Here is a 13,379-nt window from a genome sequence, read left to right as displayed (position 1 = left end):
GGATACCAGTTGCCGGGAAATACAAGTGGTTGCAGGTTACAGAGTTTAGACCTCTGACTTTAGGCTTCTGACTTCGGAATCCAATTTTGCCAGCGGCCTTAAATCGAGTAACTTAAGTACAGTTACTAATAATTGCAAACCATATGATACAGCCCTGGCAAACCGGTAAGGTGATACGCATTGTTAATGAAACTAATAATACCCGGCGGTATTGGATAGAAATACCAGAAGTAAGTTCGTTTGAATTTGAACCCGGTCAATTTGTTACGCTCGACCTTCCCATTTCTGACAAGCCAGCCAAGCGGCAGCGCAGCTACTCCATTGCATCGTGGCCCGATGGTTCTAATGTATTTGAACTGGTAATTGTTTTACTGGAAGGGGGCGCCGGCACCACCTGGCTTTTTAATGAAATAAAAGAAGGGGATTCGCTCACTTTTCGCGGCCCGCTGGGTAAATTCACCCTGCCCGAACCTATTGACCGCGATCTTTTCTTTATTTGTACCGGTACGGGTATTGCCCCGTTTAGGTCAATGGCACATCATATTTTTAACCATAATATCAACCACCAGAATATTTACCTCATTTTCGGCTGCAGAAAATTAACCGATGGTTTGTATGGACAGGAGCTAAAAGAATTATCAGAAAAAGTAACCAGCTTTCAATATATACCTACCTATTCAAGGGAAGTTCCCGAAAACCATGACCATCTAATACGTACCGGTTACGTACATGCTATTTATGAAGAAATTTGCCGCTCCAACCGCCCCCAGAGCGTTACAGCCGATGCCAATTCATTAAAACCAGCCTATTTTTATTTATGCGGCTGGAAGAATATGATAGATGAGGCAAAAGTTCGCATACAGGCGCTGGGGTACGACCGCAAAGTCATTCATCAGGAGCTGTATGGTTAAACCGCCTGAGCAAATAATTAGCCTTTACACCGATAAGTAGTCGATGTTTTCCTGAGAATTATTTGGGATATATTGGTTGGATTCTGTTAAAATAGTGCCGGACAAAGGAGATAAAAAACAAAACAGGGGTGCTCTTAGCAGACAGGATGGGTTATTTCTTTATGGCTGATTTATCCTGTAACTTTTCTTCTTTTACGTTGATTGGAATAACCGGAATGTTTGATGTGTCTTTCAATTTTTCCTCCAATTGCAGTTTTTCTTTCTGTAATTCAAGAATCTCTGCGTGATTGGCCATCATGTCACATTCCACTTCTCCTACGCGTTTCTTGTATTTTTTCAATTGGGCGCTTCGGGAAAGAAATCCAATTAAAAAAGTGGCAACCGAAATGCCTATCACTACCGATAGGTCGAGTGTTAGTTTAATTAATAACATAGGCTAGCCTCCATGTTGTTGACTCAGGTTGTTTTAAGGTCTGTACAAAATAGAAATGTTCAGTATAATTAAAAAGAGTAGATATCCGATACAAACATATAATTTATTCGAATATCTATTCAGTTTTAAATTAAGTGTTTCTCAACAAATTCCCTTACCTGACTAGCAGATATACGTTCCTGTTGCATTGAATCGCGGTGCCTGATGGTCACGGTTCCGTCTTCTTTGGTCTGATGGTCAATGGTTACGCAGAAAGGAGTACCAATTGCGTCCATACGACGATAACGTCTTCCAATAGCGTCTTTTTCTTCATAAAAACACTTGAAAGAAGATTTGCAGGTATTCATGATCTCGCGTGCTACTTCAGGTAAGCCATCTTTCTTTAACAAAGGCAGAACTGCTAATTTAATAGGCGCCAGTTTTGGCGGCAGCTTCAATACTACGCGGCTATCCTGCTTTTCGGCGGTACTCAGATCTTCTTCAGTATAAGCTTCGCTCATGATCATCATAAACGTTCTATCGAGTCCCACAGAGGTTTCCACTACATAAGGAATGTAGTTTTGATTGATCTCCGGATCAAAGTACTGCATTTTCTTTTTACTATACAGCTGATGATTTTTCAAATCGAAGTCTGTACGGGAGTGAATACCTTCCAGTTCTTTAAAACCGATAGGGAATTCATATTCTATATCGCAGGCCGCATCGGCATAGTGAGCAAGCTTAACGTGGTCGTGAAAGCGAAACTTCTCTTTGGGAATTCCCAGGCTCAGGTGCCATTTCATACGTTCTTCTTTCCAGTATTCGTACCACTCTTTTTGTGAGCCGGGACGAATAAAGAACTGCATTTCCATTTGTTCAAATTCGCGCATGCGGAAAATGAACTGCCGGGCAACTATTTCGTTACGGAAAGCCTTACCGGTTTGGGCAATACCAAAAGGTATTTTCATACGACCGGTTTTTTGCACGTTCAGGAAGTTCACAAAGATACCCTGGGCAGTTTCGGGCCGCAGGTAAATTTCGCTGGCTTCTTCCGATACGCTGCCCAACTGGGTGCTGAACATCAGGTTGAACTGACGAACATCGGTCCAGTTGCCGGTGCCGCTAACGCTACATTTGATCTTAGTATCTTCAATGAGCTTTTTTAAACCTTCATAATCATTGGCAGCCAATAACTTATCCATTTCAGCCAACAGGGCGTCGCCTTCGGCTTTTTTACCTTCTTTTTCAAGCTCATCGGCCTTTGCTTCAATAAGGTGATCAACGCGGTAACGCTTTTTGCTGTCTTTATTATCGATCATGGGATCGCTGAAATTATCAACGTGCCCGCTGGCCTTCCAGGTTGTAGGATGCATAAAAATGGCCGCATCAATACCCACAATGTTCTCATGCATTTGTGTCATGCTCTTCCACCAATAGTCGCGAATATTTTTCTTGAGCTCGCTACCCCACTGGCCGTAGTCATATACGGCACTGAGCCCATCATAAATTTCACTGGACTGGAAAATAAATCCGTACTCTTTGCAATGCGCAATAATCGCCTGGAACCTATTGTTATCTGTTGCCATAAGGCTGCAAATATAGGTGATAAGTTAACAGGTTAACAAGATGACAAGGGTCAAAATTAGAAGTTCCCTGCCGGCAATCTGCCTTTCAATAAATTAAGTTAACACCGTGTAAAACTCACCCCTTCAACTTCTCATTATCCTTATGCCGGTTAGCATCCCTGATATTTTTCTTCTCAAAATTCTTCACCAGGGCTTCGGTTAAATCTACCCCGGTTTGGTTGGCCAGGCAAATAAGTACCCATAATACATCGGCCATTTCATCGGCCAGGTCTTTATTTTTATCGCTTTCTTTAAACGATTGATCGCCATACTTGCGGGCCATTATTCGTGCCAGCTCTCCTACTTCCTCAGTAAGAATAGCCATATTTGTTAGTTCGCTGAAATATCGAACGCCTACTGTTTTTATCCAGTGGTCTACCTGTTGCTGAGCTTCTTTTATTTCCATTTTTCAAATTAAGATTATTCTTTATTCTTCGTATCAATAATTATCGTTACCGGCCCATCATTCAGCAGCGATACTTTCATATCGGCGCCAAATTCGCCTGTACCTACCGGTTTGCCCAAATCGGTTTGCAATTGCTGCACAAACTGTTCGTATAACGGAATAGCCACTGGCGGTTTTGATGCTTTTATATACGATGGGCGATTACCTTTTTTTGTAGAAGCATGCAGGGTGAACTGGCTTACCACAAGAATTTCGCCACCCTGATCTTTAACCGATTCGTTCATTACTCCATCTGCATCATTAAAAATGCGCAGGTTAACGATCTTGCTGCTTAACCAAATTATGTCTTCCGTTGTATCTGTATCTTCAATTCCGACCAAAACAAGCAAACCCTTTGCAATGGCCGACCGTATACTATCATTGATAACAACATTTGCCTGTGTTACTCGTTGTATTACCGCCCGCATAGTACCTATAAATTAGTTTTATCTTTATAGAATGAAGATAGATGTTTCAAAAGAAATAGAATTTAATACCGCCCGCAGTGGTGGTAAGGGCGGTCAGAACGTTAATAAAGTAGAGACAATGGTGGAAGGATATTTTCACATATCTAACTCATTGATATTAAATGAAGAGCAAAAAGCTACTGTTCAAAAGAAATTAGCTTCAAAAATAAATTCGGAAGGGTTTTTGCAAGTAAAGAGCCAGATTCACCGCAGCCAGTTGCAGAACAAGGAAGAGGTGGTAAAAAAAATGAATACGTTACTTGAACAGGCTTTAAAAAAAGAAAAGAAACGGATCGCCACCAAACCTTCTAAAGCATCTAAGGAAAAGCGGCTTGATACAAAACAGAAACAATCACAACACAAACAAAACCGGCGAAGGATCCGTCCCGGCGATTTGTAAGCGTAACACCGAATGCTATGAAACTGACTCAACAACTGCACCGTGTAAATTTGCCCAAGCTATGCATTGTATTGCTGTTAACAACAGTAGTAATTTCCTGCCAAAAAGAATTACATTTCGACAAAGTACCCGAGAAAGACTATAACCTTATCATCAAATTCTTACCTATTGCCACATACGATTCTGTTCCGCTTGTTTTGGGAAAACCTACCAAGAATACTTTTAAAGAAGAGTACACGCCCACAGCGTTTAAATTTTATGTGCATGACTTTATATTGAGCAATACCGATTCGGGTCATGTGTTCAAACTTGCTCAGGACAAATACTACCTGGTTAATTTTGCCGACTCTGCTTCAACTGAAATAAAATTATCTGTTCAACCATATGTTTATAACCGCCTTTTCTTTACCATTGGCGTTGATAGCGCCAAAAATGTAAGTGGCGCCCAAACCGATGCGTTGGACCCGGCCAATGGTATGTTTTGGAATTGGAATACCGGTTACATTATGGCAAAGCTGGAAGGAACTTCGCCAAAGTCGTCACAAGCTGGTAAATTTGAGTATCACATCGGCGGTTTCGCAGGTGCCGACAATGTAGTAAAACAGGTAGAATGCATATTCCCTTTTCAAAATAATCTGGACCTGAAACCAGGAGGTGAAAGCCGTATGTTCGTTAACTGCGATGCCAACGACTGGTTCTATAATACATGGGATATAAAAATTGCCGACTACCCGGTAGTTACAAGTCCGGGCACACTGGCAAAACAGGTTGCAGAGAATTACTGGAAAATGTTTACAATTGATTCTGTTTCGAACATACAATAGAAATTGTAGTTAATGATTGATATGTGGCTGTAAGATGGACTATAAGAATTTGTTTATTGCTTTTTTTGGGATGCCTGCTGGTAAATGCCTGTAAAAAATCAGGCGATGGTAACAGCGGTCCGCAATTGCTCGATTTTCCAATACCAGCAGGATTCCCAGCCCCGCAATACTCCTTTACCGGCAATCCCTTAACAAAGCAAGGGTTTGAACTGGGCAGGAAACTATTTTATGATGGCCGCCTGTCGAAAGACGGTAATTTCCCCTGCGCCTCCTGCCATCAGCAATTTGCCGCCTTTGCAACTTTCGATCATCCGTTAAGCCATGGATTCAATAACCAATTCACTTTGCGCAATGCACCCGGCCTGTTCAATATGGCCTGGAACAAGGAATTTCATTGGGATGGCGGCATCAACAATATTGAGGTGCAGCCCCTGGCGCCACTTACAGCGCCTAATGAAATGGCCGAAGACATTACCAATGTGATCAATAAACTGAAAGCCGATGAGGTTTACCAAAGAATGTTTACTGCAGCCTTTGGCGATGAAACCATCAACAGCCAGCGAATGTTATTTGCCATTACCCAGTTTGTGAATTCCATGGTATCGGCCAATTCAAAATACGATAAGGTAAAACAAGGCAAGGCCGCATTTACCCAAACAGAACAAAACGGATACACCTTGTTTCAATCGAAATGCGCCACCTGCCATACCGAACCGTTATTCACCGATAATAGTTTTCGCAACAATGGCATACCGGTTGATCCATTCATAAATGATTACGGCAGAATGCGCATCACCAACAAAAAAGAAGACTCGTTAAAATTCAAAGTTCCAAGTTTGCGCAATGTGGCCATTACATTACCCTATGGGCACGATGGGCGCTTTTCCTCTATCACCAGTGTGCTCGATCATTATAGCAGCGGCATACAAAACGGCCCTACCCTCGATCCCCTTCTAAAAAATAAGATACCGCTTACCAACTTCGATAAATTCTATCTGCTCGAATTCCTGAAAACGCTTACCGATTCATCATTCATCAGTGATAAAAGATTTGCACAACCTGAGTAAAAGGCAACGAGGCAAAAAGGCAACGAGAATCGCCAAAAGCTTAAAATGCGCTTTGTAGTTTCAATGTACAGGCGTTACTTTGAAAAAGTCGTCTATTATTTTCAATGTAAATGGCGTTACATTGACAGTAATACCTATCATTTTCAATATAGAAGGGGTTATTTTGAAAATAACATTCATTATTTTCAAAGTAAATGAATTTACATTTAATATAAATTGAATCATTTTCAATGTAAATGGCTTTAAATTGAAAATGACGCCTTTTATTTCAATTTAATACTGCGCATTTATTACGAAATAACAAACGCGGCCACTTTCGTGTACCGCGTTGTAAAACTATAAACAGATTAACGATTAAACTTACTGTTTGGTTAGTTTACTGCCCTGGCTAACTTCTTTTTTGTTCAGGATAACATTGAGTGCATCTTTTTGACGGTTGAGGTCTTCTGTTTGCACTTGTTGATCGTTCTTGTTTTGTGTGATCTTGTCTTGCAATGCTCTCAATTTCTTTTCAAGATCGTATTGATCATCTTTCAGGTTCAGTAATCTCTTCTCAGATTTCTTAACTACTTCTTCCTGTTTTTTGATCTGCACATCGAGGTTATACGCATCAATATAAGGAGCCATTCTATTCAACAGCTCTTTTGAATCGGATACTTTAAAACGATCATCGATGGTGCGTGCACCAATATTCTCACCGGGACGGCCAAGAAGCAGGTACACCACTGTTGATTCGCGCTCTTTCTGGATCTTACGATCTACCTTATAATGAACGTCAACGATCTCTGCATCGTTTTCATCGAGGCGGGTATTGCGATATACGTCAAAGCTTTTAACATGATCGCTTTTACCGCCTCTTTTCTCCATGTAAATTTTGATTGCGTCTTCTACAACAGAAGCTGAGTAAGGTAACTCGATGGTAGCGGCTATTCTGTCGCCTTTTTGATAATCGACTGTCGTTTCGCCAGATTGGGAAAATACAGACGTACTTTGAAGGATAACGGTCACAATGACCATTAAGGGTAAAGATACTTTCATCGGGATCGGATTTTGAACTTAAATATACAATGTGGCGACAAAGATAACAATAGTAGCGATACAAAAACATATCCACCAAGCCATGCGCAAGACGCCGCATAAAGAACTAACATACAACACATTACATAGCTTCATTCATTAATCTGTAACTTTAGCAAATATTCTTATTGTTATTTATATCCTAATGGGGGTATAAACAGCCAACCGCTGTTAAGTATTATGGCTTGAACCCTTAATTTTGAACATTAAATAAATTTCATTGAGCGGTATAAAAAAATTAGCGGGGCAAACAATGTGGTATGGCGTACCCAAAATTGTAAGCCGCTTTTTAAATTATGGTCTTACCCTGTTGGGATTTCGCCTTTTTGACGCAGTAAGCACCAGCGACTTAACCCAGGTTTATGCATTAATTCCTTTTTTGAACATTGTATTTACCTATGGGCTCGAAACCAGTTACTTTCGTTTTGCACAAACAAAAGATAAGTCGGTACTATACAATACCCTGAATGTTTCTATCGTAGCAAGCACAATTCTGTTTACTATTCTGCTATTTATATTCAAGGACCCCATTACCAATTTTGTTGAATTGCAGGATCGACCTGGTTTTGTTACCCTCATGATATGGATAACCTTCTTTGATACCCTGGCGGTAATTCCCTTCGCCAAATTAAGACTGGAGGACCGTCCCCGTAAATATGCATTTGTAAACCTGGCCTCAGCCCTCATCAATATATTGCTGGTGGTATTCTTCCTGTTCATTGCAAAAGGAGCGCACGACAGGCATGAAGCCAGTTTTTTAGGAGTTATTTATAACCCGGATATCAACGTAGGTTATTTTGTTATAGCCAATCTGGTGGCCAGTATTGCAACGTTGTTGTTCCTTTATAAAGAGATCAGTGTTATTCGCTTTGTATTTGATAAACAAATGTGGAAAGAAGTGATCATTTATTCTTATCCGCTGATAATTGTTGGGTTTGGGGGAATGATCAATGAAATGCTAAGCAGGCTGGTATATCGTAAGGTGATTGCCGGGGATACTGCTGCAGAGATACTAAAGGCCAAAAAAGACCTGGGTATATTTGGCGCCAACTACAAACTGGCAGTACTCATTACCATCTTCATTCAGATCTTTAAACTGGCAGCCGAACCCTTTTTCTTTAATAAATCAAAAAGCGACGACGCACAAAAAGTATATGCGCGGGTAATGAAATTCTTTGTAATTGCCTGTTGCTTTATGTTCCTGGTAATATCCCTTTTCCTCAATGGCTGGCAGTTGCTTATAGCTTCAAAATACAAAGAATACGCAGAAGGAATTCATATAGTTCCCATACTGGCTTTAGGCAGTGTTTTCCTTGGTATTTATTATAACCTGTCGGTTTGGTACAAACTTACTAACCGTAATATGACGGGGGCCTATATTACCATTGCCGGCGCCATTATTACCTTGGTTTTAAACATCGTATTTATTCCTCATTTTGGGTATACCGGCTCGGCCTGGGCCACTTTTATTTGTTATGCGTTCATGATGGTGATCAGTTATGTGTTAGGTCAGAAGTATTATACAATACCCTACGCCAAAAAGAAACTGCTCACCTACCTGGCCATTTGTGTAGGCATGTATATTTTTCATGAGTATGCAATTGCCCGAATAATGGATCATGAAGCTGCGTATTTTCCCTTTGTGTATTACGGCACTTCGCTGTTGTTTATAGGTTTGTTTACGTTGCTTCTTGTAAAAGTAGAAAGGAAAGAATTTGAGCGCCTGCCCTTTATTGGAAAATTACTTTACAGAACCCCCAATACTGGCCTAAAACCCCAATAAAGGGTTTCGGCCATACACAAACATTAATGCTCTTTTAATACCATTTGGGCTAACGCCCCATTTTTATCCTTTGAGGAAAGGGTTATGTATTTTTTCATACCCAATGGTAGTTTGAGGGCCATGGCCGGGATGCACTACCGTTTCATTTGGCAATACAAATAACTGGTTACGAATGCTGGCAATTAACGTGTCGAAATTGCCACCGGGCAGGTCGGTACGGCCAATGCTCTCGCGGAACAATACATCGCCGCCAATAACGAATTGCTGCGCCTGACAATAAAAACAAATATGACCCGGGGAGTGCCCTGGTGTAAAAAGCACCTGGAATGCATCATTACCCAACGCTAGGGTATCACCTTCGCGTAAAAAGATAAGGTCGCCTTTGTAATTATCGAAAGGGAGCCCCCAGGATAAACTAAAGGTGGGTGCGTATTCCAGAACAGGTTTTTCTTTTTCATGCAGGTGAAGGGTTAATTTCCAGGTATCATGAACGAATTTGTTGCCGAATACGTGGTCTAAATGACAATGGGTATTTAACAAATATTTAGGCGTTAGGCCGGAAGTTTGTATAAATTCTTTTAATTCATTGCGCTCATTGCCGAAATAGCAGCCGGGGTCAATGATGCAGCATTCACCCGTCTCATTATGCACCACATACGTATTCTCCTGAACCGGGCTAAATGTAAAAGATGTAACTGTTAGCATACTCGTACCTATTATAATTGATTTTCGCGGTATTATGGATTGTTTTAACTTTAAAACATTTAAAGACAGGCTATGCAATTTCAACAGATTCAGCCAAAGACAAAAGTATTTTATTCCTTTCCCTTATTACTTGCCTTGTTGCTGCCATCCGTACTATTCGCCCAGGTGAATACTGTGGAATTTGGAAAGAACAGGGTGCAGTACCGTAAGTTTAAATGGCAATACTACCAAACTACCAATTTCAATACTTATTTCTATGAAAATGGTAAAACCATTGCCAATTATGTTGCGCAAATAGCTGAAAGTGAATTGCCCGCCCTTGAGCAGTTTGTGGAGTATGGCCTGCAACGCCGCGCCAACATTGTTATATATAATCATTTTGACGAATTACAACAATCTAATATAGGTTTGAGCCTCGACTGGCAAACCACCGGCGGTATTACCAAGTTGGTGAATAACAAAATGGTAATATACTTCGATGGCGACCATTCCAAGTTGCGTAAACAGATCCGCCAGGGTATTGCCCGCATTTTGGTTGATAACATTCTGTTTGGCGATGACCTGGGGGAGTTTGCGACCAACCAGGCCCTGCTCGATTTGCCCAAATGGCTGGTAGACGGGTACGTTGATTATGTGGCTGAAGAATGGAGCCCCGAATACGACAATGAACTGAAGCTGGCCCTACTCTCGGGCGATTACAAGAACTTTTATGCGCTCGCCTACGACAAACCGTTACTGGCCGGCCATGCTTTCTGGTACTACCTGGCAGAAAAATACAAAAAGGAGAACGTCACCTACTTCCTCTACCTGTCGCGGGTTTACCGTAACCTCAACAGCGCCTCGCAGCGTATTGCCAAAAAGAAGTTCAAAGAGTTACTGAAAGACTTCATGCTCGAAAGATCGGAGATGTATGAAAAGGACCTGAGAGGACGCCGCGATATGCCAAAAGGAACCGCTACCATTGTTGAAGAAGTGACCCACAATAAAGACTTTATACACTTTACACCCAGCCCCCAGCTAAAAAGTCAAAACTATGCAGTAGTAGAATTCATTAAAGGGCAGTACCGGGTGGCATTGTGGGAGAATATGACCGATAAAAAAGTGCTTTTAAAAACCGGTGTACGTGCCAATGAGAATGAAATAAACCCCAACTACCCATTACTGGCCTGGGATGGCAAAGGCACCCGCCTTGCCTGTATTTACTGGAAAGAAGGAAAAGTGAACCTGTTCGTTTATGACATGGTAGCCCACTTTAAACGAATAAAACAGGAAATACCGCACTTTGAACAAATACAGAGCATGCAGTTTATGCTTAACTCAAACACCCTGTTGTTGAGTGCAGTGCGCAATGGCCAGAGCGACATTTACATTTACGACATTGAAAAAGACACATACGAACAGGTTACCAACGACGCTTATGCCGACCTGGACGCAAGCTTTGTAGCCTTCCCCAATAAAACAGGTATTGTTTTTTCATCGAACCGGCCAGATGCAACAACTAAAGGCGGCGATACGGGAGTAGCAACAAAACGCTATAATATATTCCTGGCCGATAACTACAACAAAAGCGAATTCAGACAAATTACCCAGCTAACAAAAATGAAGTATGGTAATGCACGTTTTCCGATGCAGTACAACACCTACCACTTCACCTTTGTAAGTGATGAAACCGGTATCAGTAACCGTTTCGCGGGCTTCTTTAGTACCCAGCGCGCCGGCCTCGATACAGTAGTACTGGTAGGTGATCAGGTGCTTCGTAACCCCGATGCTGCTGAAATTGATTCAACACTGAAAGCCTGGGGTAAAACCGAGCCAGATTCAACATTCACCTTCTCGGTCACTAAAGACTCAGCATACGCATTCCCCATCACCAATTACCAAAGCGCTCTGCTTGAAACCAAAGTAGCCGGTTACCAGGGAATGGTGAGCGAAGTAAGACAACAAGGAAATCTGAAATTCTTATATAAACTTAAGGTTGACGACGCTACCCTGCGCAAACGTAACCTGAACCCGCGGCCTACAGAGTACCGCCGCAAAACAATTATTGCTGAACAGGCAGCCAGCGGGGCAGCCATACAGTTTAACACACCGGCAGCTCAAAAAAAGGCCGACAGCAGTGCTAATAAGGTCAACGATATATTTGAGACCGGTTTTGAAAAAGAAAAGAAAGACAGCACCCAAACACAGCCACAACCGCAGCAGCAACCGGTAACGAACGATGTATTTGCACCAGTTACCGCCCCCAAACAGGAAGAGGAAGAGGGAACGCTGAAGAAGGCCAAGCTGTTTGATTATAAACTGAAATTCTCTGTTGATAATTTCTCAGGAGGTTTTAATAACGACATTCTGGTAAGCCGTTACCAGCCTTATACAGGTGCCTTACCTGTGGTATTGCAAAGCGGCGGCGCCTTTAATGGCATGCTGAAGGCATCTATCTTCGATCTGTTTGAAGACATTCGCTTTACCGGCGCTATGCGTTTACCGCTGATTGGTGGTATTGGAACCGGCGCTTCGATAGGTAACACGGGCTCTTCGGTATTTATTCCGGTGAACCAGTCGTTGTTCGATGGCGGTGGCGAATGGTATGCCCGTGCCGACTATCTGAAAAAGAGATTCGACTTCTCATTGATCTATTACCGTCGTACCGATTTAGGTAATGTACAGGGCATAAACAATTCAGCCGAACTGTTTGAAGGAAAGTCGTACACCAACCTGTACCAGGCAGTTATCAAGTATCCTTTCGACAGGGTGCGCAGCCTTAGATTTTCGGGTGGTATACGTACCGACAAAGTAGTTGTACGTGGCACCAACTTCGATACAGCTACATTAAAGGTTCCCGATATTAATAAGCAAACTTTTGCGGTTACCCGTCTTGAGTGGGTGCATGATGATGCCATTCAAAAAGCAACCAATATCTGGAACGGCCTGCGTTATAAGATCTATATGGACCTGGATGCGCAGATCAGCAAACCATCTGAAGGTAACCTTAAGCCAGGTCGCTTTACTTATAATTTCGGTTTCGATGGCCGTTACTACTACCCTATTTACCGCAACTTTATATGGGCTGGCCGTGCAGCAGGCGACTTCTCATGGGGCAGCCAGAAGATCGTTTACTACCTTGGTGGTGTAGACGGCTGGATGTTCCCCAAATACAACCAGGACCCCAGACCAACGGACCCTTCATATGCCTTTCAGTCACTGGCGGTGAACATGCGTGGGTTTGCACAAAACGTTGCCAATGGTAATAATGCCGTTGTTATCAATAGTGAATTCCGTTTACCGGTGTTTGCTACCCTGTTTAACAAGCCAATCAATAACGCCTTCCTGCGTAACTTCCAGCTCCTCCAATTCATTGATCTGGGTACAGCATGGAACGGTACGTATAGCAAACTATCAAGACCCCAGGTGGTTTATGGCAGCGAGCCGGCACAGATCCTGATCAAGGCTGGTGGTATTGGACCCTTTGTAGGTGGTTATGGTTTCGGCGCCCGTAGTACCCTGCTGGGTTACTTCCTTCGCCTCGATGCCGGTTGGGAAATGAATACCTTCTTCAAAGGAAAACCTATGTTACATTTTGCAATGGGTGTTGATTTCTAACCCCCAGTAAAAAAATACTCAAAAGCCTCGCGATCTGCCGCGGGGCTTTTTTATTTGTGAACTTCT

The 13,379-nt window shown here is 42.2% G+C and carries 12 protein-coding genes; 6 read left to right on the top strand and 6 right to left on the bottom strand.

Features of this window, described 5'->3' with window-relative positions; genetic code table 11:
• Positions 1 to 143: 143 nt before the first annotated feature.
• A complete protein-coding gene (locus GGD38_RS25305; protein ID WP_375296812.1) occupies positions 144 to 911 on the top strand; it encodes a ferredoxin--NADP reductase in 768 nt (255 codons plus the stop codon).
• A 151-nt stretch (positions 912 to 1,062) separates the two neighbouring features.
• On the opposite strand, the gene GGD38_RS25300 is transcribed toward GGD38_RS25305, so the two are convergent.
• The 4 genes from GGD38_RS25300 to dtd all read right to left on the bottom strand — a co-directional run bounded on the left by GGD38_RS25300 (position 1,063) and on the right by dtd (position 3,821).
• On the bottom strand, positions 1,063 to 1,344 hold the full coding sequence (locus GGD38_RS25300) for a hypothetical protein (protein ID WP_375296813.1): 282 nt from the start codon (positions 1,342 to 1,344) through the stop codon (positions 1,063 to 1,065).
• A 125-nt stretch (positions 1,345 to 1,469) separates the two neighbouring features.
• Positions 1,470 to 2,909: a glycine--tRNA ligase gene (locus GGD38_RS25295; RefSeq protein WP_375296814.1), complete on the bottom strand. Its 1,440-nt coding sequence runs from the start codon at positions 2,907 to 2,909 to the stop codon at positions 1,470 to 1,472.
• Between the two features lie 115 nt (positions 2,910 to 3,024).
• Complete coding sequence (locus GGD38_RS25290; RefSeq protein WP_375296815.1) at positions 3,025 to 3,354, bottom strand: nucleotide pyrophosphohydrolase; 330 nt, start codon at positions 3,352 to 3,354, stop codon at positions 3,025 to 3,027.
• A 14-nt stretch (positions 3,355 to 3,368) separates the two neighbouring features.
• Positions 3,369 to 3,821, bottom strand: coding sequence for a D-aminoacyl-tRNA deacylase (dtd, locus tag GGD38_RS25285; RefSeq protein WP_375296816.1), 453 nt, complete (start codon positions 3,819 to 3,821; stop codon positions 3,369 to 3,371).
• Positions 3,822 to 3,852: 31 nt separating this feature from the next.
• Here dtd and arfB point away from each other — a divergent pair, with 31 nt between their 5' ends.
• The 3 genes from arfB to GGD38_RS25270 are packed head-to-tail and all read left to right on the top strand — an operon-like array spanning position 3,853 to position 6,151.
• The gene (gene arfB / locus GGD38_RS25280) at positions 3,853 to 4,260 is read left to right on the top strand and encodes an alternative ribosome rescue aminoacyl-tRNA hydrolase ArfB (protein ID WP_375296817.1); all 408 of its coding nucleotides are present in this window, start codon (positions 3,853 to 3,855) and stop codon (positions 4,258 to 4,260) included.
• A gap of 17 nt (positions 4,261 to 4,277) precedes the next feature.
• The gene (locus GGD38_RS25275) at positions 4,278 to 5,084 is read left to right on the top strand and encodes an MbnP family protein (protein ID WP_375296818.1); all 807 of its coding nucleotides are present in this window, start codon (positions 4,278 to 4,280) and stop codon (positions 5,082 to 5,084) included.
• Positions 5,085 to 5,107: 23 nt separating this feature from the next.
• The gene (locus GGD38_RS25270; RefSeq protein WP_375296819.1) at positions 5,108 to 6,151 is read left to right on the top strand and encodes a cytochrome-c peroxidase; all 1,044 of its coding nucleotides are present in this window, start codon (positions 5,108 to 5,110) and stop codon (positions 6,149 to 6,151) included.
• A 360-nt stretch (positions 6,152 to 6,511) separates the two neighbouring features.
• Here the strand turns inward: GGD38_RS25270 and GGD38_RS25265 are convergent, their stop codons facing one another.
• Positions 6,512 to 7,189 (bottom strand): hypothetical protein, encoded by a 678-nt coding sequence (locus tag GGD38_RS25265; RefSeq protein ID WP_375296820.1) that lies wholly within the window; start codon positions 7,187 to 7,189, stop codon positions 6,512 to 6,514.
• 259 nt (positions 7,190 to 7,448) lie between these two features.
• Here GGD38_RS25265 and GGD38_RS25260 point away from each other — a divergent pair, with 259 nt between their 5' ends.
• Positions 7,449 to 9,011 (top strand): lipopolysaccharide biosynthesis protein, encoded by a 1,563-nt coding sequence (locus GGD38_RS25260; protein WP_375296821.1) that lies wholly within the window; start codon positions 7,449 to 7,451, stop codon positions 9,009 to 9,011.
• Between the two features lie 63 nt (positions 9,012 to 9,074).
• On the opposite strand, the gene GGD38_RS25255 is transcribed toward GGD38_RS25260, so the two are convergent.
• Positions 9,075 to 9,716 (bottom strand): MBL fold metallo-hydrolase, encoded by a 642-nt coding sequence (locus GGD38_RS25255; protein ID WP_375296822.1) that lies wholly within the window; start codon positions 9,714 to 9,716, stop codon positions 9,075 to 9,077.
• Positions 9,717 to 9,788: 72 nt separating this feature from the next.
• On the opposite strand from GGD38_RS25255, the gene GGD38_RS25250 reads away from it, so the two are divergent.
• Positions 9,789 to 13,313, top strand: coding sequence for a hypothetical protein (locus GGD38_RS25250; RefSeq protein ID WP_375296823.1), 3,525 nt, complete (start codon positions 9,789 to 9,791; stop codon positions 13,311 to 13,313).
• Positions 13,314 to 13,379: the final 66 nt, after the last annotated feature.

This window comes from Niastella sp. OAS944, from assembly GCA_024809215.1.
In the GTDB taxonomy this organism is placed as follows: Bacteria; Bacteroidota; Bacteroidia; order Chitinophagales; family Chitinophagaceae; genus Niastella.
Note: the sequence above shows the minus strand (reverse complement) of the source record. Positions and strands in the feature narration are given on the sequence as shown.